The following is a 22,305-nucleotide window of genomic DNA, read 5'->3' on the forward strand; positions in this document are numbered from 1 at the left end:
TTCGGGTAGCCGAGGCTTGCCAGGCATAGTCATACCAAGCAGGTTCGTAGTAGTACGAACGGCCGTCAGAGCCGCGAAGTCAGAGCCGCGACCCGCGGCAAACCACGACAAGCCAATACGTTTGGAGATCCACATGCAGAGCACCGTCAACCTATGGCCGCTAATCGGCGTGGCCGTCATCATCGCGGGCTTCCTGTTGCGCTTCAATCCGATGCTGATCGTCGCCGCGGCGGCCGTCGTCACCGGTTTCGCCGCGGGCTTCGAGCCCGGCAAGATCCTCGCCGCCATCGGCACCGGCTTCATCAAGACCCGCAACATCCCGCTCATCATCCTGCTGCCGCTCGCCGTGATCGGCCTGCTGGAGCGCCACGGCCTGCGCGAGCGCGCGCAGATCTGGATCGGCAGCATCAAGGCCGCGACCGCGGGGCGCCTTCTCATCGTCTATCTGCTCGTGCGCGAGCTCACGGCGGCAGTCGGCTTGACGGGCCTCGGCGGCCATCCGCAGATGGTGCGTCCGCTCATCGCCCCCATGGCCGAAGGCGCCACCGAAAACCGCTTCGGCAAGATTTCCGACGCCGTGCGCTACAAGCTGCGCGCGTACTCGGCCGCCACCGACAATGTCGGCCTCTTCTTCGGCGAGGACATCTTCGTGGCGTTCGGCGCAATCGTGCTGATGGTCACGCTGCTCAAGGAAGCGGGCGTCTCCGTCGAGCCGATCCACGTGGCGTTCTGGGGCATCCCCACGGCGATCTGCGCGTTCGTGATACACGGCACGCGGCTCTGGCTGCTCGATCGCAAGCTCGAACGCGAGCTGGGCGGCGCGCGCAAGCCAGCCGGCAACGGCAGCGCGGTGGCCTCCGCGACCCGCTCGGGAGACGAAGCATGACGCTCACACTCAACTGGCTCTTCTGGCTGGTCGGCATCGTTCTGCTGATCGTGGGCGGCATGATCGCCGTGGATCGCGCGCATCCGCGCCGCTTCACGGCGGGTGGCTTCTGGCTGCTCTACGCGCTCATCTTTCTGACTGGCGACCGGCTGCCCGCCCAAGTCGTGGGCGTACTCGTGCTGGCCATGGCGCTCATTGCGGGCTGCTGCGGTGTGACGGCCGCGAAACCCAAGGTGCTCGCGCTCGAGACGCGCATGGCGAGCGCGAAGCGGCTGGGCAACAAGCTCTTCGTCCCGGCACTCACGATTCCCGTCATCACCGTCGCACTCACGCTCGCGGCGAGCCATCTCGTCTTCGGCGGCACGCCGCTCATCGACCCCAAGAACGTCACGCTGATCGGCTTCGGCGCTGGCTGCGTGATCGCGCTCGTGATCGCGTGCATCATCACGCGCGACGGCGTCGGCCAGTCGATGCAGGAAACGCGCCGCCTCGTCGACGCGCTCTCGTGGGCCGCCGTGCTGCCGCAAATGCTCGGCATGCTCGGCCTCGTGTTCTCGGACGCGGGCGTGGGCAAGGCGGTCGCGCACATCACGACGTCCTGGATCAACATGGACGTGCGCTTCGTCGCCGTGGTGGTGTATTGCGTCGGGATGGCGCTCTTCACCATCATCATGGGCAACGGCTTTGCGGCGTTTCCGGTAATGACGGGCGGCGTGGGCGTGCCGGTGCTGGTGGGCGTGTTCCACGTCAATCCGGCGATGATGGCGGCCATCGGCATGTTTTCGGGCTACTGCGGCACGCTCATGACGCCGATGGCCGCGAACTTCAACATGGTGCCCGCGGCGCTGCTGGAACTGCCCGACAAGAACGCGGTGATCCGCGTGCAGGTGCCCACGGCGCTGGGCATACTCGCGGCCAATATCGTGCTGCTGAACGTGTTCGGGTTTTGACGCGCGCGCCCGGTCGCGAAACAGGACGAAAAAGCCGGTGCGAGCCGGCTTTTTTACTGCAATCAAGGCAACGGTGATTGGGCAACGAAGCCGCGTCGAGCGTCCCTGCCGAGGCTCGACCAAGCGTGTTCGCGCCAGCGCGAACGCCTCGCGTCAGGAACGCAGGGTATCTGCCCTTCAGCCCGGCTCGACCGTGAAGCCGCGCTGGCGCAGCAGTTCGAGCACGCCCCTCGGGCCGCCCAGGTGAAGCGCGCCGACCGCCACGAAGAGCGGCTTGTTGGGCGCCACGTATTGCTGCATGCGCGAAACGAAGCGCCGGTTGCGCTCGTAGACGATGCGGTTGTCGACCGATGCCGCCACGCGCGCATCGTGCGAGAGCTTTTCGGTACGCGCCGAATCCCACGCGGCGATCGCGTCGGCGTCGCCCACGCGCCACAGGTGCAGGAGCGTCTGGACGTCGGCGACGTTTTGCGCCGGCGTCTGCGCCAGATCCTGCGCGAGCATTTCGCGTTGCTGCGCGAGGCTCAGGTTCGTGAAGGTGCGCATCTGCTCGGCGAGCGTCTCCAGTCCGACGATGCGGCGGTCCTTCCAGCGCAGGAACACGTTCTGCAATTGCGCCTCGGTGCCGTACTCGGTCTGCAGGCCGGCGCTCAGCGAATCGTAGGTCTCCACGAGCAGCGAGGCGAGCCACGGCCGCATCTTGCGGATCTCGGCAAGCGCTTCGGGATTGCCGCGCATGCGCGCCGCCAGTTTCTGCCAGAGCGGATCGGGCAAGAGACCGGGCAGGCAGGGCCGCCGGCAGACGCCATATTTCGAGACGTCGTCCTGGGAAACGAGCAGATCGTCGGGGGAAAGCTCCAGCGCGAGAATGGGCGAGGCGGCCAGCGCCGCGAGAATCTGCGGACGAAACGGCTGGCCCGGCGGATAGTCGGCGGGGTCGCCCACGTGCAGCGTGCCGAGCAGATAGAGGGTGAGATTGCCGCGCGTGGCGACGTAGAACGGCATGCGCGCCGGTTGCGTGCGCACCGGGCCGCCAGCCGTCGTGCCCGAGGCATAGCTCGGCACGGCGGGCGCGGCGTGAAAGCCGGGAATGCCGCCGCTCGAGCCACGCGGTACGGGCACGGCAGGGCGCACGCCCGGCGTATGGGCGGCGGCACCCGCGGCTAAGGCGACGCCAGGCAATGCCGCCAGGGCGCTGCATGCGAGCGCCAGCACGAGCGCCGCGCTCGGCGCCATCCTCAGCAACGCACGGAACGCCACACTAAAAGGCACGCCACAAGCCAAACCGAATGTCACCCGACGAGCCGCGCACCGCCCCGCAAACACGGCGAGAGCAGCCAGCGCGACGGTAGATAAAGCGGTGAAAAAAACGGTGGAAAAAACAACGAAAAAGGCGGCGCGACGGCCGCCCCACAGCAGGCGGCGCGCAAACATAAAACGACGCGCCGCCGTCGCTTCAGGCCGGCATGGGCCGCCCATCCTCTTCCCCCACCTCCTCTGCACGATGGCAGGATACCTGACGGCCATCGACTTCGCGAAGTGCGGGGACTTCCTTACGACATCTCTCGATCGCGTATGGACACCGTTGATGGAACGTGCAACCAGATGGCGGATTGAGCGGCGAAGGCAATTCGCCCTCGAGCTTGATCTTCACGCGGCGATCCTCTTCGAAGATCGCGGGCGTGGCCGAGAGCAGCGAGCGCGTGTACGGATGGCGCGGACGCGAGATCACCGTGTGCTTGTCGCCGAGTTCCGCCACGCCGCCCAGGTACATGACCATCACGTCGTCGGCGATGTGCTCGACCACGGCCAGGTTGTGCGAAATGAACACGTAGCTCGTGCGGAACTGCTCCTGCAAGTCCATGAACAGATTGAGGATCTGCGCCTGGATCGAGACATCGAGCGCGGAGACCGGCTCGTCGGCCACGACGATCTGCGGGTCGAGGATCATCGCGCGCGCGATCGCCACGCGCTGGCGCTGGCCGCCCGAAAACATGTGCGGGTAGCGCTTGGCGTGCTCGGGACGCAGGCCCACGATGCGCATCATGTGCGCGATGCGGTCCGCGCGCTCGCTGGCCGTGAGCCGCGTGTTGATCGCGAGCGGCTCGCCGAGCGTCTGCTCCACGGTCTTGCGCGGGTTGAGCGAGGCGAACGGGTTCTGGAACACCATCTGTACGCGGCGGCGCAGCGCGGCGATCTTCGCGGTGTTGGCGTGCGCAACGTCTTCGCCGTCGATGGTGAGCTTGCCCGAGGTGGGCGGCTCGATCATCGTGAGCTGGCGCGCGAGCGTCGATTTGCCGCAACCCGACTCGCCCACCACGGCGAGGGTGCGCCCGCGCGTGAGCGAAAACGATACGCCGTTGAGCGCCTTCACGGTGCCCGAGCCGAACATGCCGCGCTTGACGGTGTAGTGCTTCTTGAGATCTTCCGCGACGAGAACCTTGTCTTCCTTGTGGTCCTCATGAGCCGCGTGTTGCTGGACTGCGTTCATCGCGCGCCTCCTTGGGAAAGATTCACCGCCGCGTTCAGCGGCTTGATGCAGCGCACTTGCGCGTAGCCGCTCTCATCCGCCACCGCGTCGAGCGCGGGGCGCGCCTTCATGCAGTCGTCCACCACGTATTTGCAGCGCGGCGCGAAAAGACAACCGCCCGGCCGGTCGTCGCGTCCGGGCACCATGCCGGGCAGCGCGGCAAGCCGCATCGCCCCCTTGTTGTGCTCGGGAATGGCGGCGAGCAGCGCCTCCGTGTACGGATGATGCGGACGCGAGAAGATATCGGGCACGCGGTTCGTTTCGATGATCTCGCCCGCGTACATCACGGCCACGCGCTGCGCGACTTCCGAAACCACGGCCAGATCGTGCGAAATCAGCACGAGCGCCATGCCGCGCTCCTTCTGCAGGCGCACGAGCAGCTCCATGATCTGCGCCTGGATCGTCACGTCGAGCGCCGTGGTGGGCTCGTCGGCGATCAGCAGCTTCGGGTTGCAGGCCACGGCCATCGCGATCATCACGCGCTGGTTCATGCCGCCCGACATCTGGTGCGGAAAGTTGTCGATGCGGTTCTTCGCGTCGGGAATGCCGACCTGATCGAGCAGCTCCAGGGCGCGCGCGTGCAGCGCGGCGCCGCGCAAGCCTTCGTGCAGCTTCAGCACTTCCTTGATCTGATAGCCGACCGTGTAGCTCGGGTTCAGGCTCGTGAGCGCGTCCTGGAACACCATCGCGATGTCCTTGCCGACGATGCCGCGGCGCTCCTTGCCCGTGGCGTTGAGCAGATCCCGTCCGTCGAACGTGATCGAGTCGGCGCTCACCTTGCCGGGGGCGTCGATGAGGCCCATGAGCGCCATCATCGTCACGCTCTTGCCCGAGCCCGATTCGCCGACGATGCCGAGCACTTCGCCCGGCCCCACCGAGAGATTCACGCGGTCCACGGCAGGCAGGCCGTTGAAGTCCACCGCCAGGTTGCGGATAGTTAGCAGTTCTGTGGTCATGTTCATGCCATCCGCTTGAGCTTGGGATCGAGTGCGTCGCGCAGCCCGTCGCCGAGCAGGTTGATCGCGAGCACCGAAATGAGGATGGACAGACCAGGCATCGTGACGATCCACCATGCGCTGTCGATATAGTCGCGCGCCGAGGCGAGCATGGCGCCCCACTCCGCCCTCGGCGGCTGCACGCCGAGGCCGAGGAAGCCGAGCGCGGCGGCGTCGAGAATCGCCGAGGAAAAGCCGAGCGTCGCCTGCACGATGAGCGGCGCCGTGCAGTTGGGCAGCACCTGCGAGAACATCAGGCGCAGCGTGCCGGCGCCGGCCACGCGCGAGGCGGTCACGTATTCCTTGTGCAGTTCGCCCAAAGCCGAGCCGCGCGTGAGACGCACGTAGCCGGGCAGCGCCACGATCGCGATCGCGAGCATGGTGTTCGTGAGACCCGGGCCGATGATCGCGACCACGGCCACGGCGAGCAGCAGCGAAGGCAGCGCGAGCAGCACGTCCATGAGACGCATGATCGGCGTGTCGGCCCACTTCTCGAAGAACGCGGCCACGAGCCCGAGCACGATGCCCGGAATCAGCGCGAGCACGACCGAAACGCAGCCGATCCACAGCGAGAGCCGCGCGCCGTACATGAGACGCGAGAGGATGTCGCGGCCCGCTTCGTCGGTGCCGAGAATGAACTTCCAGTTGCCGCCGTCGAGCCACGCGGGCGGAATCTTCACGGAATCGCGGTATTGCTCGATGGGGCTGTGCGGCGCGATCAGCGGCGCGAAGATCGCGACGAAGATGAGCACGAGCACGATCACGCCGGCGCTCACGGCGCCCTTGTTGCGCGAGAAGTTCGCCCAGAATTCGCGCAGCACGAGCGCGCGGCCCGAAGGCGGCGTGACGGCGCGAGGCACGGTGTTCTGAATGTCAGCCATCATGCCTCCTGGTCGCGGTTGGGGTGTTGGGGGGTGTGCATGTTCATGGCTCGCTTACCTCGTATGTCGAATGCGCGGGTTGAGCACGCCGTACAGCAGATCGACGAACAGGTTCACGACGATCACGAGCGTCGCGATCATGAGAATGCCGCCTTGCACCACTGGATAATCGCGCCGGCTGATCGCGTCGATCAGCCATTTGCCGATGCCGGGCCAGGAGAACAACGTTTCGGTGAGCACCGCGCCGGCGAGCAGCGTGCCGACCTGCAGACCGATCACGGTCACCACGGGAATGAGCGCATTGCGCAGCGCGTGCACGACGATCACGCGCAGGGGCGAGAGGCCCTTGGCGCGCGCGGTGCGGATGTAGTCCTCGCGCAGCACTTCGAGCATCGACGAGCGCGTCATGCGCGCGACCACGGCGAGCGGAATCGTGCCGAGCACGATCGCGGGCAGGATCAGATGGCTCAACGCGGACCGGAACGCGCCTTCGTCGGTGCCGGGCAGGAGCGAGTCGATCAGCATGAAGCCCGTGACGTGCGGAATGTCGAATTCCACGGCGATGCGCCCCGACACAGGCGTCCAGCCGAGCTTCGACGAGAACACCATGATGAGGATGAGCCCCCACCAGAAGATCGGCATGGAGTAGCCGGTGAGCGCGGTGCCCATTACGCCATGGTCGACGGCGGTGCCGCGCCTCAACGCCGCGAACACGCCGGCGGGCAAGCCGATCGCGAGCGCGAAGATGAGCGCGCAGATCGAGAGCTCGACGGTGGCGGGAAAGCGCGCGAGAAACTCGCCCATCACGCTCGTGTTGGTGATGATCGAGGTGCCGAGATTGCCGTGCACCGCGTGCCAGACGTAGTGCAGGTACTGCATCGGCAGGGGCTCGTCGAGCCCCAGGCGGTGCATCGCCTCGGCGTGCATTTGCGGATCGACGCCGCGCTCGCCCATCATCACTTCGATGGGATCGCCCGGAATCAGGTGAATGAGTGCGAACGCCAGAATGGTGATGCCGATGAACGTCGGAATCACCATGCCGATGCGGCGCAATACGAAGCGGAACATATGATGTTCCCCCAAAAAGCTTGAAATGAAACGCAACCGGCGACAGGGGCTCGTGACCCCGGTCGCCGGACCATTTTCCGCCGGTCCGGGCTGATCAGCGGACCGAGCGAAAAGTCTTACCCGATTATCCTTACTGCATGCCCACGCCGTCGAAGCGCGCGTAGCCGAGCGGTTCGATGCGCATGTCGGTCACCTTCTTGCTGACCGGCTGATAGACGGTCGAGTGGGCGATCGGCGAGAACGGCAGTTGCTGGGCGAAGATATGCTGCGCATCCTGGTAGAACTTCGTGCGCTGCGCGACTTCCGACGTCTGGCGGCCCTTCTGGACCAGTTCGTCGAAGGGCTTGTAGCACCACTTGCCGAAGTTGTTGCCGTTCACGGCCTCGCAGCCGAGCAGCGTGCCGAGCCAGTTGTCGGGGTCGCCGTTGTCGCCCGTCCAGCCGATCAGCATCGAGTCGTCCTCGCCCGCGTGTGCACGCTTGATGTATTCGCCCCACTCATACGTGACGATCTTCGCCTTCACGCCGATCTTGGCCCAGTCGGCCTGGATCATCTCGGCCATCAGGCGTGCGTTCGGGTTGTAGGCGCGCTGCACGGGCATCGCCCACAGCGTGATCTCGAAGCCGTTCGACTGGCCGGCCTTGGCGAGCAGCGCCTTGGCCTTCTCCGGATCGTACGCATTCGCCGGCAGGTTCTTCACGAAGGACCACTGCGTGGGGGGCATCGGGTTGGTCGCGAGCTGGCCAGCGCCCTGGTACACCGAGTCGATGATCGCCTTCTTGTTGATCGCCATGTCGAGCGCGTGGCGCACATCGACGTTGTCGAGCGGCTTGTGCGTGACGTTGTACGACAGGTAGCCCAGGTTGAAGCCCGGCTGCGACGGCATCGCGATGTTCGGCTCGGCCTTCAGCGGCGCGATGTCGGCGGGACGCGGATAGCTCATCACCTGGCACTCGTCGCGCTTGATCTTCTGCACGCGCACGCTCGCGTCCGGCGTGATCGAGAAGATCAGCTTCGCGAGCTTCACGGCGCCCGGCTTCCAGTAGTCGGGATTGCCGTCGTAGCGGATCGTCGCGTCCTTCGTGTAGCTCTTGAAGATGAACGGACCCGTGCCGACCGGGTTCTGGTTGATGTCGGCGGCCTTGCCCGCCTTCAGCAGTTGATCGGCGTATTCAGCCGACAGGATCGAGGCGAATTCCATCGCCATGTTCTGGATGAACGGCGCGTTCGGCTCGTTCAGCGTGAACTTGACCGTGTACGGGTCGACCTTCTCGATCTTCGCGATCAGCTTGTCGAGGCCCATGTCGGTGAAGTACGGGAACGACACCGGATACGCCTTGCGGAACGCGTTGTTCGGATCGAGCATGCGCTCGAACGAGAACACGACGTCGTCGGCGTTGAATTCGCGCGTGGGCTTGAAGAACGACGTGGTCTGGAACTTCACGCCATGGCGCAGATGGAACGTGTAGGTCTTGCCATCCGCGGAAACGTCCCACGATTGCGCGAGGCCCGGCTCGACCTTGGTGCCGCCGCGCTCGAATTCGACGAGGCGGTTATAGACGGTGAACGTGTTCGCGGTGAAGTCGGTGCCGGTCGTGTATTGGGCCGGGTCGAAGCCAGCGGGGCTGCCTTCCGAGCAGTAGACGAGCGTCTTGTTCGGAATGCTTTGCGCCGCGTGAGCGAGCGGCGCGCCGCCAATCGATGCCGCTGCGAGCGCCACGAGAGACGTCATTCGTGCCGCACGCAACAGTTTGTTTTGTTTCATGTTTCCTCCGGTTCAATGCCGGCTTGCGCCAGCGTAGCGCGATCTTACTTGAGCACGTGCCGCAGTCAAGCAACCAAAAGTCCCGTCGCTTGCGGAAAACGCCGGGTTGACAGGAGCAGCCGTTGCCGCATGCTGCGATGCAGCGTGCATTTGCCTGGTTTGGCTTGCTGGAACAGGACAATACCGCGCCGAATTGCCACGCGCTGCGCCGTCATGTACCCCGCTCGAATCGCGCTCTCAATAAAAAACCGCGCGGCCCGTTCGGGAACCGCGCGGTTTTTTGCCGCCTGGCGACTTGCGCCGCCGGCGAGAGATCAAAACCCGAGCCGCTCGCAGATGGCCTTGGTCGCCGACGCCGCATTGAGCGTGTAGAAGTGCAGGCCCGGCACGCCCGCATCGACGAGACGGCGGCACAGGTCCGTCACCACGTCGAGGCCGAACGCGCGGATCGACTCGCGGTCGTCGCCAAAGCTTTCGAGGCGCTTGGCCACCCAGCGCGGCACTTCGGCGCCGCACATCTCGGAAAAACGCATCAGCTGCGTGTAGTTCGTGATCGGCATGATGCCGGGCACGACCGGAATATCCACGCCCAGCTTCTTCGCGTCTTCGACGAAGCGGAAATACGCGTCGGCATTGAAGAAGTACTGCGTGATCGCCGAATTGGCGCCCGCCTTCACCTTCTGGGCGAACGCTTCGAGGTCGTGGCGCGGCGAGCGCGCCTGCGGGTGGTACTCGGGATACGCGGCCACTTCGATATGGAAAGCGTCGCCGGTTTCCTCGCGGATGAAGGCGACGAGTTCCGACGCGTAGCGCAGTTCGCCCACCGCGCCCATGCCCGAGGGCAGGTCGCCGCGCAGCGCCACGATATGGCGGATGCCGTGCGAGCGGTATTCGCCGAGAATCGCGCGCAGGCTCTCTTTCGAGGAGCCGATGCACGAGAGGTGGGGCGCCGCTTCGATGCCGTCCTTCGCGATATCGACGACGGTATCGAGCGTGCCCTGCTGGGTCGAGCCGCCCGCGCCGAACGTCACCGAGAAGAACTTCGGCTTGAGCGTCGCGAGCTGGGCGCGCGTGGCGCGCAGCTTCTCGACGCCGTCCGGCGTCTTCGGCGGGAAGAATTCGAATGAAAGTTCGATCGGTTTCATGTTGATGAGGCCGTAAAGGCCTTGGCTAGCGTCAGCCGAGGCTGCGGTTGCCGAAAATCAGCGCCGAGAGCAGCCACGACACGATGCTGTACAGGATCGAGCCGAAGAATGCCGACCAGAAGCCCGATACCTCGAAGCCCTTCAGGAGCGATGCGGCGAGCCAAAAGCACAGCGCGTTCACCACGAGGATGAAGAGGCCGAGCGTGAGGATCGTCACGGGCAGCGTGAGCACGATCAGGAGCGGGCGCAGCACGGCGTTGATGAGGCCGAGCACGATCGCGACGATGAGCGCGGTGCCGAAGCTGCGAATGTGGATCGACGGAACGAGCCAGGTGATGATCAGGAGCGCGAGCGCGTTGATCAGCCAGGTCAGCAGCACGGTCATAAGGACTCCTTTTGCATCGTTGCTTTTATGTCGGCAGGGCCGGCGGCGGATGCCGCCCGCGGTCCGCACGCACGTTGCGTGCGCAGGGATTGGGGTCAGCATCCGCCCGATCGCTTAAACGGTCCTTAAGCCTGTTAATAGCGATAGTGGTTCGGCTTGAACGGACCGTTCTTGTCGACGCCGATGTACGCAGCCTGGTCGTCGGAGAGCACGGTCAGGTTCGCGCCAATGCGCGCGAGGTGCAGGCGCGCGACCTTCTCGTCCAGATGCTTGGGCAGCACGTACACCTTGTTCTCGTACTTCTTGCCTTCCACGAACAGTTCGATCTGCGCGAGCGTCTGGTTCGTGAACGAGTTCGACATCACGAACGACGGGTGGCCCGTGGCGCAGCCCAGGTTCACGAGGCGGCCTTCGGCCAGCAGGATCACGCGCTTGCCGTCCGGGAAAATGATGTGGTCGACTTGCGGCTTGATGTTGTCCCACTGGTACTGGCGCGTGGAAGCGACGTCGATTTCCGAATCGAAGTGGCCGATGTTGCAGACGATGGCGTTGTGGCGCATCGCCTTCATGTGGTCATGGCCGATCACGTGGTAGTTGCCCGTTGCCGTCACGAAGATGTCGGCCTTGTCGGCGGCGTATTCCATCGTCACGACGCGGTAGCCTTCCATCGCCGCCTGCAGCGCGCAGATCGGATCGATTTCCGTGACCCACACGGTCGCGCCGAGACCGCGCAGCGACTGCGCGCAGCCCTTGCCCACGTCGCCGTAGCCGGCAACGACCGCGATCTTGCCCGCGATCATCACGTCGGTCGCGCGCTTGATGCCGTCGACGAGCGACTCGCGGCAGCCGTACAGGTTGTCGAACTTCGACTTCGTGACCGAGTCGTTCACGTTGATGGCCGGGAACGGCAGGCGGCCATCCTTTTCCATCTGGTACAGGCGGTGCACGCCGGTCGTGGTTTCTTCGGTCACGCCCTTGATCTGCGAGAGGCGCTTCGAGTACCACGTCGGGTCGATGTCGAGGTGCGCGGCGATCGACTTGTAGAGCGCGACTTCCTCTTCGTTCGTGGGCTTGGCGATGACCGAACGGTCCTTTTCGGCCTTCGAGCCGAGGATCAGCAGGAGCGTGGCGTCGCCGCCGTCGTCGAGGATCATGTTGGCGAACTCGCCGTTCGGCCATTCGAAGATGCGGTGCGAGAACTCCCAGTATTCGTCGAGCGATTCGCCCTTGAACGCGAACACCGGCGTGCCGCCCTGCGCGATGGCGGCGGCCGCGTGGTCCTGGGTCGAGAAGATGTTGCACGAGGCCCAGCGCACTTCGGCGCCGAGTGCCTTCAGGGTCTCGATCAGCACGCCCGTCTGGATCGTCATATGCAGTGAGCCGGCAATGCGCGCGCCCTTGAGCGGCTGCTGCGCCTTGTACTCTTCGCGAATCTGCACGAGACCGGGCATTTCCGTCTCGGCGATGTCGAGCTCCTTGCGGCCCCAGCCGGCGAGCGACATATCGGCGACGATGAAATCGTTGGCTTGATCTTGCGGAACTGCGGCGTTCATCACGCCCTCCTTTCTAAAAGTGACTAGAAATTAAAGACGTGAGCGCCGTTTCAGTGCGGTCGATTCCGTGGGATTTCCGTGGATTGAACCGGATTGAAGCACTTTCGAGCCTGGCGGGTTAGAGAAAACCCGTCGCAACGCTCCTCGAAAGCGAGCCGAGATTGTAGCAAATCGGAATGGCCTCCGCGCGCAGGCGCATTGGCGACGTGTGTGTTGGCGACCTGTGCTTTGGCGACGTGCGCGTTGGCGACATGCGCGTTGGCGACCTGTGCTTTGGCGACGTGCGCGTTGGCGACATGCGCGTTGGCGACATGCGCGTCGGCGACATGCGCGTAGGCGACATGCGCGTCGGCGTCATGCGCATTGGCGACATGCGCGTCGGCGATACGCGGGTAAGCGACGTCCGGGTACGCGATGAAGCGGGCGCGAGCGCGCCCGCCGCCCATCAAACCGGCAGGAACCCGAGCGCTGGCGCGAGCAGCACCATCACCACGCCCGCGATCATCATCGTGAGGCTCGCGACCACGCCCTCTTCGCTGCCCAGCTCGCGGGCCTTCGCCGTGCCCACGCCGTGGGCCGCCGCGCCAAAGAGCGCGCCCCGCGCGAGCCGCGTGCGCAGTGGCACGAGGCCGAGCACCAGCTCGCCGAACAGCATGCCGCACACGCCCGTGGCGATCACGAAGAGCGCCGTGAGGTCGCGCGGCGCGTGGATCTTGTCGGACACGGCCAGCGCGAACGGCGTGGAGATCGAGCGCGTCATGAGGCTGCGCTGCAACTCGGGAGACAGGTGCAGGAGCTTGGCCAGCGCAAGCGAACCGCCCACCGCCACGACGATGCCGACCGTCACGCCCACCGTGAGCGAGATCCAGTGGCGCCTGATGAGGTCGCGGTATTCGTAGATCGGCACCGCGAAGGCCACCGTGGCCGGGCCGAGCAGCCACATGAGCCAGCGCGTGTCCTGGAAGTAGACGGGGTAGGGAATATGGAGCGCGAGGACGAACACGCCGAGCACCACGGGCACCGCGACGAGCGGCGTGAGCCACGGCGCGCGAAAGCGCGCATAGAGCGCCTTCGAAGCGAAATAGAGCGCGACGGTCAGGATGAAGCAGACGGCGGCGATGAGCCGCGCGGCGTCGTCGGCGAAGAGCGACGAATAGAACGCGTTCATGATGCAGTCACCTTCATTGTCGATTCAGGCGCCTCACGCCTCAAGCCCGCGCCAGGTGGCGCGTGTTGCGCACGCGGCGCAGCGCGAGCCACCGCTCGAGGCGCGCGGCCTGCTCGACGGCGAACGCCACGGCCACCATCACCATCAGCGTGCCGCCCACCACGACGAGCGCGAGACGCCAGCCGTCGGCGCGAAAGAGGCCGCCGTACTTGACCGCCGCGACAGCGGCCGGGATGAAGAACAGCAGCATGTCGGAGAGCAGCCAGTCGGCGCCCGCCTTTACCCAGCGCGGCGTGACGCCGCCGCAGAGAAGCAGCGCTAGCAGCAGCACGAGGCCCACCACGCCGCCCGGCACCGGCAGATGCGTAACGCGCGTGAGCGCGTCGGCGGCATACCAGACGCCCGCCAGCAGCGCAGCCTGCGCCGCGATGCGCCCGATGCGCCGGCCGAGGCCCGCCACGCCATCCCCGTTGCGCGCGGCGCTTGCGGAGACTTTCGCGGTCGTGTTCGGAGTAGTCATGGCAAACCCTAAGTGACACTGGAATGGAAGTCAGTATAGGGTTCCACGCTCCATAAACATAATGACTTAGAATCATCAGTTACATTCCCTATTGGAATGCACCAACTCGGCACACCGCTGAGCGTTCCTCCTGCACATTTGTGGAGTCCCGATCTTGGAACTGCGCGCGCTTCGCTATTTCATCGAGGTGGTGCGGCAACAGAGTTTCACCGCCGCAGCCGAAAAACTGCATGTCACACAGCCGACCATCAGCAAGATGGTCAAGGCGCTCGAAGACGAGACGGGCACGCAGCTGCTCCTGCGCGACGCACGCCAGATGGTGCTGACCGACGCCGGGCGCATCGTCTACCAGCGCGGCCAGGACGTGCTCGCCGCGCAGGCGCAACTGGAGGCCGAGCTTGCCGACCTGGGCACGCTCGGGCGCGGCGAACTCACCATCGGCATTCCGCCGATGGGCGGCTCGCTCTTCACGCCCGCGATCGCGACGTTCCGCCAGCGCTATCCGAGAATCGAACTGAAGCTCTTCGAGCAGGGCTCACGGGCGATCGAGGCCGCGCTGATCTCGGGCGAACTGGAGCTGGGCGGCGTGCTGCTGCCCGTGGATCCCGCGCTCATCGACGTCTTGCCGATCTCGCACGAGCTGCTGTGGCTCGTGGCGCGGCGCGGCTCGCGCTGGGACAACAAGCTCGCGGTGCCGCTCGCGGAGCTGGCCGGCGAGCCGTTCGTGTTCTACGGCGAGAGCCTCGCGCTCAACGACGTCGTGCTCAACGCGTGCCGTACGGCCGGCTTCGTGCCGCAGGTGGTGGGGCGCAGCGGCCACTGGGACCTGATGGCGGCGCTCGTGCTGGCCGGCGTGGGCATCGCGCTGCTGCCCGCGCCGTATGTGCGCCGGCTCGACGCCGAGCGTTTCACCTGCCTGCCCGTGAGCGAGCCGCAGATCACCTGGGACATGGCGATCGGCTGGAAGCGCAGCGGCTATCTATCGCACGCGGCGCGCGCCTGGCTCGAAGTCGCGCGCGCGGAGTACGGCAAGCCATTCACGTTCCTCGATGACTTCGTGCATCCGCCGGGGCTGGAGAAGCGGCCGGGGCAATCGTCCTGAAGCCACGGCCGCGGAAAAGCAGAAAACGCGAGGCGGTGCATCAAACCACCACGCGCTGAAGTCCGGTATCGCTCGCATGTCTCGCGTGCGCGATGAAGTCGGCGGCGCGCTCGCCGATCATCACGGTCGGCGCATTCGTGTTGCCGCCGATGAGCGTCGGCATGACCGAGGCGTCGGCAATGCGCAGGCCCTCCACGCCGCGCACGCGTAATTGCGGATCGACCACCGAGCGTTCGTCGCCTCCCATGCGGCAAGTCGCTACGGGGTGATAGATCGTGTCGGCATGGCGGGCGATCGTCTCGCGCAGTTGCGCGTCGCTCTGGCCGGGATCGGTGTAAAGCTCGCTGCCGCCCAGTTGCGCGAGCGCGGGCGCGTCGAGGATGCGCCGGGCAATGCGTGCGCCATTGGCGAGCGCGTCGAGATCGCGAACATCGGATAGAAAGCGCGGGTCGATCACGGGCGCCACACGCGCGTCGGCGCTCGCGAGCGTGACGGTGCCGCGGCTCGCCGGGCGCAGCACGCACACGTGCAGCGAGTAGCCGTGGCCCCAGTGCAGGCGACGGCTGTGATCGTCGACGAGCGCCGTGCAGAAGTGCAGTTGCAGGTCGGGCCGGTCGAGCTCCGGGCGGCTCTTCAGGAAGCCGCCCGCCTCCGCGACGTTCGTCGTGAGCATGCCGCGCCGCCCGACCAGATAGCGCACGAGGCCCGCGCTCATACGCGCCGCGCCGCGCAACGAGTAGCCCACGGTCTCGCTCGAATGCACGCGCTTGTTGAAGGTGAAATCGATGTGGTCGATCAGGTTGCGCCCGACGTCGGGCGCGTCGTGACGCACGGGTATGCCGAGCGCGCGCAACTCTTCGGCGGGGCCGATGCCCGAGCACATCAGCAGCTGCGGCGAGTTGAAGGCGCCCGCCGCGAGGATCACCTCGGCGCGCGCCTCGAGCGTCTCGATCGCGCCGCCGCGCGCAAGCTCCACGCCGCTCGCGCGCGCCCCATCGAACGTCACGCGCAGCACCGTGGCGTTTGCGATCAGATGCAGGTTCGGCAGCTTGCGTGCGCGTGTCTCGTCGTACAGCCAGGCGCGCGCCACCGTCCAGCGTTCGCCGCCGCGCTGCGTCACCTGATAGAAGCCGACGCCCTCCTGCTCCTCGCCGTTGAAGTCGTCGTTGAGGCGAAAGCCTGCCTCGCACGCGGCGGCGACAAACCGTACCGCCACCGGATTGCGCTCGCGCAGGTCGGCCACGGCGAGCGGCCCGCCCGTGCCATGCCAGGCACTCGCGCCGCGCTCGTTGTCTTCGGCACGCAGGAAGTACGGCAGCACGTCGCGCCACGCCCAGCCCGTGCAGCCCAGTTGCGCCCATTCGTCGTAGTCGAGGGGATGGCCGCGCGTGTAGATCATCGCGTTGATGGCGCTCGAGCCGCCGAAGCCGCGGCCGCGCGGCTGGTAGCCGCGCCGGCCGGCGAGCCCCGGCTGCGGCACGGTCTCGTAGGCGTAGTTGTTTCGCGTGCGAAACGGCACGAGGGCCGCGACCCCGAGCGGCATCTTGACGAGCGGATTGCGCGCCGTGTGCGGCCCCGCTTCGACGAGCGCGATGCTCGCGTCAGGGCAGCGTTCGGCCAGGCGCCCGGCCAGCGAGGCGCCGCCCGAGCCGCCGCCTACGATGATGTAATCGTATTGCATCGTCTCCAGTCTCCTGTCGTGGCATGCTACATGCACGCTCGTTCGTTTCTGGCTTTGCTCGCGCATTGTAGGAATGCGTGCGGGACAGGGGCAGCGTTTATGTCAGAGCGCCACCTCTAATCGTGGCACGGCCTCGCCGCCTATGATGGAAGGCGGCTCAGGCGTCAGCGCCGAAATGGAAAGGTTCCAGCAAGCTGCACAGGAAACGCTGGAGCGCACAGGCATCGATCACTTCGCTAACGCTTCGCGGGGCGAGGACGGTGCGCCAAGCCGCCCCCGGTCACGACAACGAACACAACACGGATGACCGCACGCGAAGCGGGCAGCATGCTTTGCATGGAATCGGAGGAGCAGGCACTCACTCTGGCCGACAGGAGACAAGCAAATGAACTCGACGGACGTCACGCATCGCCCCGGCACGACACACGAAGTCACGAACCAGGCGCCGCCGCTTGCCGACTACAACCTCTTCACCACCGACGCCGCGCTCGGCGAGGCGCTCACGCGCGCGGGCGCGGACTGGCACCGCGAAACCCTGACGCGCCACGGCGAGGCGCTGGGCAAAGCGCAAACGCTCGCACTCGCCGACCTCGCCAACCGCCACGAGCCCGAACTGCACACGCACAGCCCGCGCGGCGAGCGCATCGACGAGATCGAATTCCATCCGGCCTGGCACGAACTGCTCGCGCTGCTGCGCGAGCAAGGGCTGCACGCGCTGCCCTACTCGGACCCGCGCCCAGGCGCGATGGCCGCGCGCTGCGCGGGCTACTTCCTCCATGCGCAGATCGAGTCGGGTTCGCTCTGCCCGCTCACCATGACGTTCGCGAGCATCCCCGTGCTGCAGCGCGAGCCGGCGCTGTTCGAAACGCTGCGCGAGGCGCTTTACACACGCGAGCACGACACGCGCGACGTGCCGCTCGCGCAAAAACGCTCGATGATGATCGGCATGGGCATGACCGAGAAACAGGGCGGCTCCGACGTGCGCAGCAACCGCACCGAGGCGCGGGCGGCGGGCATCGAGACGGGCCGCGGCGCGGCTTATCTGCTCACCGGCCACAAGTGGTTCTTCTCCGCGCCGCAGTGCGACGCGCATCTTGTGCTCGCGCGCACCACGGAGCATGACGGCTCGGGCGCCCCCAGTCTCTCGTGCTTCTTCGTGCCGCGCTATCGCCCCGACGGCACGAAAAACGCGGTGAACGTGCAACGTCTGAAAAACAAGCTCGGCAACCGCTCGAACGCGAGCAGCGAAGTAGAGTTCTTCGACGCGTACGGTGTCATGGTCGGCGACGAAGGCCGCGGGGTGGCGACCATCATCGAGATGGCGAACTACACGCGGCTCGACTGCGTGATCGGGAGCGCGGCGCTCATGCGCGCGGCGCTCGTGCAGGCGATCCATCACGCCCGCCACCGTAGCGCGTTCGGCCGCCCGCTCGCGCAGCAGCCGCTCATGCAGAACGTGCTGGCCGATCTCGCGCTCGAATCGGAGGCGGCGACGGCGCTCTTCATGCGCCTCGCGCGCGCATTCGAGGACAGCGCCGATGCCCGACCCGACGAAGACAGCGTCGACACGACCGCGCTCGAAGCGCGCGCCTGGCGGCGCATCGTCACGCCGGCCGCGAAGTTCTGGGTCTGCAAGCGCGCGCTCGCGTTCACGGGCGAGGCCATGGAGGTGTGGGGCGGCAACGGCTACGTCGAGGAAGGGCCCATGGCGCGCTTTTACCGCGAAGCGCCCGTCAACTCGATCTGGGAGGGCTCGGGCAACGTGATGTGCCTCGACGTGCTGCGCGCGCTGGAGCGCGAGGCCGACGCCGCGCAGGCGCTCTTTCTCGCGTGGCGGCGCGACGCGCAGACTCACCCCGTGCTCGACGCCGCGCTCGACCGCCTCTCGGTGCTGCTCAACGGCGCGCCGGGCACGCGCGAGACAAGCGCGCGGCGCATCGCGCAGCAAATCGTGCTGATCGCGCAGGCCATCCTGCTGCGCGAAGCCGCGCACGAGGGACCGCATGAGACGGCGGATGCGTTCATCGCCACGCGTCTGGACGAGCACGACGCCGACTGCGACCGCGTGTTCGGGACGCTGCCCGCGCGCTTCGATCACGCGGCGATCATCGAGCGTGCCTTTCCATCGCGCTGAGAACCTGCCCCGACCATCCATCTATCGCACACGCACCGTTCGCCCGCGCGCCACAGCGTCGGCGGACCTCACGAGGACCGACCATGAGGCAGGATCTGCCCGAAGCCACCGCCCACGACACGCACGCCACGCACGCCACGCACGACGCGCGCGCTGCACATGATGCCCGCGAGCCAGACCCGCGCGCCGCGCTGGACACGCTGCTCGCCGCGCAACGCGAAGCCTTCCTGCGCGACCCGTTCCCGTCGTGGGAAACGCGCGCGCGCCATCTCAAGACGCTGCGCGACGTGCTGTTCTCGCACCGCGACGCGCTCGCCGAAGCGATGAACGCCGACTTCGGCCAGCGCTCGAAAGCGGAAGTCGCGCTCGCGGAATTCGTGGTCCTCAAGCAGGAGATCGACGCGGCGCTCAGGCACGGCGCGCGCTGGATGAAGCCGCGCCGGCGCCCGGTGGGCAAGTGGCTGCTGCCGGGGCGCGCCAAGGTGGTGCCGCAGCCGCTCGGCGTGGCGGGCATCGTCGTGCCGTGGAACTATCCGCTGCTGCTCGCCGCGAGCCCGCTCGTGTGCGCGCTCGCGGCGGGCAACCGCGCCATGATCAAGATGTCGGAACTCACGCCGCGCACGTCGGCGCTCTTCGAGGCGTTGATCGGCAAGGCCTTCGCGCGCGACCACGTGGCCGTCGTGAACGGCGATGCCGCGGTGGGCGCCGCCTTCAGCGCGCTGCCGTTCGACCATCTGCTGTTCACGGGCTCGACGCGCGTGGGTCACGAGGTCATGCGCGCGGCCGCCGCGAACCTCACGCCCGTCACGCTCGAGCTGGGCGGCAAGTCGCCGGTGATCATCGGCGAAGAGGCGCGCCTGAACTACGCGGTCGACAGCGTGCTGCTAGGCAAGACGCTCAATGCGGGACAGACCTGCATCGCGCCCGACTACGTGCTGCTGCCGCGCGGTCAGGAAGCGGCCTTCATCGCGCGCGCGCGCACGCGCTTCGCGCAGCTCTATCCCGACTTTTCGAACAACCGCGACTACACGTCGATCATCTCGGCGCGCCACTTCGAGCGCCTCCAACGTCTCGCCGGCGAAGCCGAGGCGAGCGGCGCGCAATTGCACGCGCTCGGCCCGCACGACGCCGCGACGCGGCGCTTCGCGCCCGTCATCGTGACGCAGGCGGGCGCACAGACGGCGCTCATGCAGGAAGAAATCTTCGGACCGATCTTGCCGCTCGTGCCTTACGACACGCTCGACGAGGCCCTGCGCTACGTGAACGCGCGCCCGCGCCCGCTCTCGCTCTACGTCTACGCCGACGACTCGCGCACGGTCGAGCGCGTGACCCGCGAAACGGTGGCGGGCGGCATGTCGGTCAACGAGACGCTCCTGCACCTCGCCGCCGAGGGGCTGCCGTTCGGCGGCGTGGGCGCGAGCGGCATGGGGGCATATCACGGCTACGAGGGCTTCGTGACGTTCTCGAAGATGAAGCCGGTGTTCACGCAGGCGCGCCTGAACGCGCGGACACTCATCGCGCCGCCCTACGGCAGACGGATCGCCATGCTGATCAGGTTGATGTTGAAGGCTTGAAGGGCAGCGCGGGGCGGCCGCCGCGGGCGCCGCCGATCTCCCGCATGCCGCGAACGTCGTGGATATCGCGCGGGGCGCCGCCGGCCGCGCTCGCGGCAGGATTGCCGTGGCGCGCCTGCGCCGCCGCTTTGGCCTTCGCGTCGTTCTCCGCTTCGAGCCGGTGCAGCCACGCGAGCAGTTCTGCCACCGCCTGATAAAGCCGCGGCGGGATCTTCGTGTCGAGGTCCACGCGCATCAGCAGCGAAACCATCTCCGGCGCTTCGTGCACGTAGAGGCCGGCCTCCCGCGCGCGCTGCACGATCATCTCGGCGACGAGGCCGTAGCCCTTCGCGACCACGCGCGGCGCGCCGTCGGCTTCGGGGGCATCGTAGGCGAGCGCCGCGGCGCTCTTGCGGTGCGTGCGGCTCATCCCAGCTCCCAGTCTTGATCTCGATCCTCGCGGGCACCGTGCGCATCCGCCGTGGGGCTGACCGGCGCGGCCGGCGCGCCAGACGCGGTTTGCGCGGCGTACGCGCTCGCGGCCCTGGCCGCTTCGGCGGGGCTCGCCCCCGCGCCGCCGCCGATCTCGCGGATCGTGAACCCGGCGAGCGTGAGACCGAGCGCTTCGAGCCGTCCGCGCAGCGCGTCGCTTTGCGCGGTGAGCTGCGCCGCACCGCCCGTGCTCGCCTGCACCCGCACGGCCAGCGTCGAGCCCGTGAGCATCAATTCCGCATCGACGGTACCGAGTTGCGGCAGCGCGAGCGTGAGGCGCGTGCGCCATGGAATGTCGTCGGGGCCCACCCCGCCTGCGCCATGGTGGGGATCGTGGGCGTCATAGTCGTCCTGCTGGATGCTCCAGTCGACTCGCACGCCCGGCCAGGCCTCACCGTTCCAGCGAAACTCGCCGGTCGCGAGCAGGTCGAGCTGCTGGCGAACGAGCGGAATCACCGCCGGATGCACCGATGGGCCGGCAGCCTGCGCGGCGGTGTCGTGCACGGCGGGCAGCAGGGTATCGGCCAGCGTCGCGGCCGCGCGCCCCAGGCCTTGGGTTTGCCCCATGGGCGCCTCGCCGTGCGGATCGGCCAGCGCGGGGAAGGCGCGCGCCAACGCCGCGTTGGGGTTGGCGGCACTGGCGTTGGCCGCCTCGCCGCGCGGGCCGCCTGGCGCGTCGGCGAAGGTTTCGGTCCACTGCACGTCGTCGATCTCGTCCGCGGCTCGGCTCCAGTCGAGCGAAAGCTGCGCGTTCGAGCCGAGCAGGCGGTTCTGCGGCTCGTCGGCAAGCTCGGCGGGCGAGCGCTGGCCGCGCAGCCACTGCGCGAGATGGGCTTCGTAGAAGAGTCCGCTGGCGCTCACGGTCTGCGCGAGCGATGCCGCCAGCGCGGCGACCGGGCCGGCAAGCGCCACGGCGCCAGCCTGGGCGGCCTGGCTCGTTTGTCCGGCCTGGGCGCTTTGCGTGGTCTGCGTGGTTTGTGTGGTTTGTGCGGTTTGAGGAGACGCGGCTTGCGCGTCGGCGCTGCTCGCGGCGTCGGCCGCGCCGGCTAGCGCCTCTGCGGCCACGGCCTGCGCCGCGAGCGCCGTGTCGGCCAGCAGTGCGGCTTCCACCGCCTGGGCTTCGGCGCCTGCGACGCCGGGCAGCGGCAAGGAGGCCGCGCCGTCAGCCGCGCCGGCCGTGCCGCCGGCATCCGGATTCGCCCAGAGCGGCGCACGGCCCACCACGGCGGGCGTCGCCTCGCCGCCCGAGCGGATGATGGCGTCGAGCGCCAGCGCAACCGCCGAAAGGACAGTCTGCGTCGAGTTCTGGGCGCTGCTGGTGCTGGTTTCGCTGTCGGCGAGCGCCGCGGTGCCCGTGGCAAGCGCGGAGACGCCCGTTTGCGCCGCCCCGGCCGCGCCTTGCGGGCCGACCGGCGTGAGCGCCGCGATGCGGCTTGCCTGGAGCGCGGCGGCTCCGGTGTCGATTCCGTTCATGGTGTTCCGGATCTGCGCACGGCG

The 22,305-nt window shown here is 67.3% G+C and carries 19 protein-coding genes and 1 riboswitch; of the genes, 5 read left to right on the forward strand and 14 right to left on the reverse strand.

All coding sequences use genetic code 11. The features are described from left to right. The first annotated feature begins 133 nt into the window (after window positions 1-133). Together BMI01S_RS18725 and BMI01S_RS18730 are read left to right on the forward strand one after the other, a co-directional pair. Entirely contained in the window at window positions 134-886 is a 753-nt protein-coding gene (locus BMI01S_RS18725) for a DUF969 domain-containing protein (protein ID WP_028212072.1), read from the forward strand. After that, window positions 883-1,836 (forward strand): DUF979 domain-containing protein, encoded by a 954-nt coding sequence (locus tag BMI01S_RS18730; RefSeq protein WP_028231380.1) that lies wholly within the window; start codon window positions 883-885, stop codon window positions 1,834-1,836. Before BMI01S_RS18725 ends, BMI01S_RS18730 begins: the two co-directional genes overlap by 4 nt. Before the next feature lie 177 nt (window positions 1,837-2,013). On the opposite strand, the gene BMI01S_RS18735 is transcribed toward BMI01S_RS18730, so the two are convergent. The 11 genes from BMI01S_RS18735 to BMI01S_RS18790 form a co-directional block, all read right to left on the reverse strand. Continuing rightward, window positions 2,014-3,315, reverse strand: coding sequence for a TraB/GumN family protein (locus BMI01S_RS18735; RefSeq protein ID WP_028212070.1), 1,302 nt, complete (start codon window positions 3,313-3,315; stop codon window positions 2,014-2,016). Beyond that, on the reverse strand, window positions 3,293-4,327 hold the full coding sequence (locus BMI01S_RS18740) for a peptide ABC transporter ATP-binding protein (protein ID WP_028212069.1): 1,035 nt from the start codon (window positions 4,325-4,327) through the stop codon (window positions 3,293-3,295). Before BMI01S_RS18740 ends, BMI01S_RS18735 begins: the two co-directional genes overlap by 23 nt. Then, window positions 4,324-5,322: an ABC transporter ATP-binding protein gene (locus BMI01S_RS18745; RefSeq protein ID WP_028231379.1), complete on the reverse strand. Its 999-nt coding sequence runs from the start codon at window positions 5,320-5,322 to the stop codon at window positions 4,324-4,326. The genes BMI01S_RS18740 and BMI01S_RS18745 overlap by 4 nt, the downstream gene beginning before the upstream one ends. A 2-nt stretch (window positions 5,323-5,324) precedes the next feature. After that, window positions 5,325-6,242, reverse strand: coding sequence for an ABC transporter permease subunit (locus BMI01S_RS18750; protein WP_028212067.1), 918 nt, complete (start codon window positions 6,240-6,242; stop codon window positions 5,325-5,327). Window positions 6,243-6,296: 54 nt separating this feature from the next. Further along, window positions 6,297-7,310: an ABC transporter permease subunit gene (locus BMI01S_RS18755; RefSeq protein WP_028212066.1), complete on the reverse strand. Its 1,014-nt coding sequence runs from the start codon at window positions 7,308-7,310 to the stop codon at window positions 6,297-6,299. A 130-nt stretch (window positions 7,311-7,440) separates the two neighbouring features. Next, window positions 7,441-9,075: an ABC transporter substrate-binding protein gene (locus BMI01S_RS18760; protein ID WP_028231378.1), complete on the reverse strand. Its 1,635-nt coding sequence runs from the start codon at window positions 9,073-9,075 to the stop codon at window positions 7,441-7,443. Between the two features lie 314 nt (window positions 9,076-9,389). Further along, window positions 9,390-10,220 (reverse strand): methylenetetrahydrofolate reductase [NAD(P)H], encoded by an 831-nt coding sequence (gene metF, locus BMI01S_RS18765; protein ID WP_028212064.1) that lies wholly within the window; start codon window positions 10,218-10,220, stop codon window positions 9,390-9,392. A 31-nt stretch (window positions 10,221-10,251) separates the two neighbouring features. Further along, a complete protein-coding gene (locus BMI01S_RS18770) occupies window positions 10,252-10,605 on the reverse strand; it encodes a phage holin family protein (RefSeq protein WP_028203399.1) in 354 nt (117 codons plus the stop codon). Between the two features lie 134 nt (window positions 10,606-10,739). After that, window positions 10,740-12,158, reverse strand: a complete 1,419-nt coding sequence (gene ahcY / locus BMI01S_RS18775; protein ID WP_028231377.1) for an adenosylhomocysteinase — start codon at window positions 12,156-12,158, stop codon at window positions 10,740-10,742. A gap of 33 nt (window positions 12,159-12,191) precedes the next feature. Beyond that, a riboswitch (S-adenosyl-L-homocysteine riboswitch) is annotated at window positions 12,192-12,310 on the reverse strand. Between the two features lie 293 nt (window positions 12,311-12,603). Next, window positions 12,604-13,326, reverse strand: coding sequence for an LrgB family protein (locus tag BMI01S_RS18785; protein ID WP_028212062.1), 723 nt, complete (start codon window positions 13,324-13,326; stop codon window positions 12,604-12,606). 40 nt (window positions 13,327-13,366) lie between these two features. Continuing rightward, on the reverse strand, window positions 13,367-13,846 hold the full coding sequence (locus BMI01S_RS18790; protein ID WP_028212061.1) for a CidA/LrgA family protein: 480 nt from the start codon (window positions 13,844-13,846) through the stop codon (window positions 13,367-13,369). 154 nt (window positions 13,847-14,000) lie between these two features. Here BMI01S_RS18790 and BMI01S_RS18795 point away from each other — a divergent pair, with 154 nt between their 5' ends. Further along, the gene (locus BMI01S_RS18795; protein ID WP_028231376.1) at window positions 14,001-14,948 is read left to right on the forward strand and encodes a LysR family transcriptional regulator; all 948 of its coding nucleotides are present in this window, start codon (window positions 14,001-14,003) and stop codon (window positions 14,946-14,948) included. Window positions 14,949-14,988: 40 nt separating this feature from the next. On the opposite strand, the gene BMI01S_RS18800 is transcribed toward BMI01S_RS18795, so the two are convergent. Beyond that, complete coding sequence (locus BMI01S_RS18800; RefSeq protein WP_028231375.1) at window positions 14,989-16,629, reverse strand: GMC family oxidoreductase; 1,641 nt, start codon at window positions 16,627-16,629, stop codon at window positions 14,989-14,991. Between the two features lie 385 nt (window positions 16,630-17,014). Between BMI01S_RS18800 and BMI01S_RS18805 the strand changes: the two genes are divergently transcribed. After that, entirely contained in the window at window positions 17,015-18,763 is a 1,749-nt protein-coding gene (locus BMI01S_RS18805; RefSeq protein ID WP_028231374.1) for an isovaleryl-CoA dehydrogenase, read from the forward strand. An 83-nt stretch (window positions 18,764-18,846) separates the two neighbouring features. Continuing rightward, window positions 18,847-20,337 carry a coniferyl aldehyde dehydrogenase gene (locus BMI01S_RS18810; RefSeq protein ID WP_081723450.1) on the forward strand — a complete coding sequence of 497 codons (1,491 nt, stop codon included), beginning with the start codon at window positions 18,847-18,849 and terminating at the stop codon, window positions 20,335-20,337. Here the strand turns inward: BMI01S_RS18810 and BMI01S_RS18815 are convergent. Both BMI01S_RS18815 and fliK read right to left on the reverse strand, forming a co-directional pair. Next, on the reverse strand, window positions 20,315-20,746 hold the full coding sequence (locus tag BMI01S_RS18815) for an EscU/YscU/HrcU family type III secretion system export apparatus switch protein (protein ID WP_042290146.1): 432 nt from the start codon (window positions 20,744-20,746) through the stop codon (window positions 20,315-20,317). The genes BMI01S_RS18810 and BMI01S_RS18815 overlap by 23 nt on opposite strands. Next, complete coding sequence (fliK, locus tag BMI01S_RS18820; RefSeq protein WP_028231372.1) at window positions 20,743-22,281, reverse strand: flagellar hook-length control protein FliK; 1,539 nt, start codon at window positions 22,279-22,281, stop codon at window positions 20,743-20,745. The genes BMI01S_RS18815 and fliK overlap by 4 nt, the downstream gene beginning before the upstream one ends. Between the last annotated feature and the right edge of the window lie 24 nt (window positions 22,282-22,305).

The sequence above is a fragment of the Paraburkholderia mimosarum LMG 23256 = NBRC 106338 genome (assembly GCF_000739815.1).
In the GTDB taxonomy this organism is placed as follows: domain Bacteria; phylum Pseudomonadota; class Gammaproteobacteria; order Burkholderiales; family Burkholderiaceae; genus Paraburkholderia; species Paraburkholderia mimosarum.

Excerpts from the sequence above, each read along its gene's own strand:
- BMI01S_RS18770 (WP_028203399.1), bottom strand. The coding sequence starts at position 10,605 with ATGACCGTGCTGCTGACCTGGCTGATCAACGCGCTCGCGCTCCTGATC.
- BMI01S_RS18745 (WP_028231379.1), bottom strand. The coding sequence starts at position 5,322 with ATGACCACAGAACTGCTAACTATCCGCAACCTGGCGGTGGACTTCAAC.
- BMI01S_RS18800 (WP_028231375.1), bottom strand. The coding sequence starts at position 16,629 with ATGCAATACGATTACATCATCGTAGGCGGCGGCTCGGGCGGCGCCTCG.
- BMI01S_RS18815 (WP_042290146.1), bottom strand. The coding sequence starts at position 20,746 with ATGAGCCGCACGCACCGCAAGAGCGCCGCGGCGCTCGCCTACGATGCC.
- BMI01S_RS18790 (WP_028212061.1), bottom strand. The coding sequence starts at position 13,846 with ATGACTACTCCGAACACGACCGCGAAAGTCTCCGCAAGCGCCGCGCGC.
- metF (WP_028212064.1), bottom strand. The coding sequence starts at position 10,220 with ATGAAACCGATCGAACTTTCATTCGAATTCTTCCCGCCGAAGACGCCG.
- BMI01S_RS18725 (WP_028212072.1), top strand. The coding sequence starts at position 134 with ATGCAGAGCACCGTCAACCTATGGCCGCTAATCGGCGTGGCCGTCATC.
- ahcY (WP_028231377.1), bottom strand. The coding sequence starts at position 12,158 with ATGAACGCCGCAGTTCCGCAAGATCAAGCCAACGATTTCATCGTCGCC.
- BMI01S_RS18755 (WP_028212066.1), bottom strand. The coding sequence starts at position 7,310 with ATGTTCCGCTTCGTATTGCGCCGCATCGGCATGGTGATTCCGACGTTC.
- BMI01S_RS18750 (WP_028212067.1), bottom strand. The coding sequence starts at position 6,242 with ATGGCTGACATTCAGAACACCGTGCCTCGCGCCGTCACGCCGCCTTCG.
- BMI01S_RS18760 (WP_028231378.1), bottom strand. The coding sequence starts at position 9,075 with ATGAAACAAAACAAACTGTTGCGTGCGGCACGAATGACGTCTCTCGTG.
- BMI01S_RS18810 (WP_081723450.1), top strand. The coding sequence starts at position 18,847 with ATGAGGCAGGATCTGCCCGAAGCCACCGCCCACGACACGCACGCCACG.
- BMI01S_RS18785 (WP_028212062.1), bottom strand. The coding sequence starts at position 13,326 with ATGAACGCGTTCTATTCGTCGCTCTTCGCCGACGACGCCGCGCGGCTC.
- fliK (WP_028231372.1), bottom strand. The coding sequence starts at position 22,281 with ATGAACGGAATCGACACCGGAGCCGCCGCGCTCCAGGCAAGCCGCATC.
- BMI01S_RS18740 (WP_028212069.1), bottom strand. The coding sequence starts at position 4,327 with ATGAACGCAGTCCAGCAACACGCGGCTCATGAGGACCACAAGGAAGAC.
- BMI01S_RS18730 (WP_028231380.1), top strand. The coding sequence starts at position 883 with ATGACGCTCACACTCAACTGGCTCTTCTGGCTGGTCGGCATCGTTCTG.
- BMI01S_RS18735 (WP_028212070.1), bottom strand. The coding sequence starts at position 3,315 with ATGGGCGGCCCATGCCGGCCTGAAGCGACGGCGGCGCGTCGTTTTATG.
- BMI01S_RS18805 (WP_028231374.1), top strand. The coding sequence starts at position 17,015 with ATGAACTCGACGGACGTCACGCATCGCCCCGGCACGACACACGAAGTC.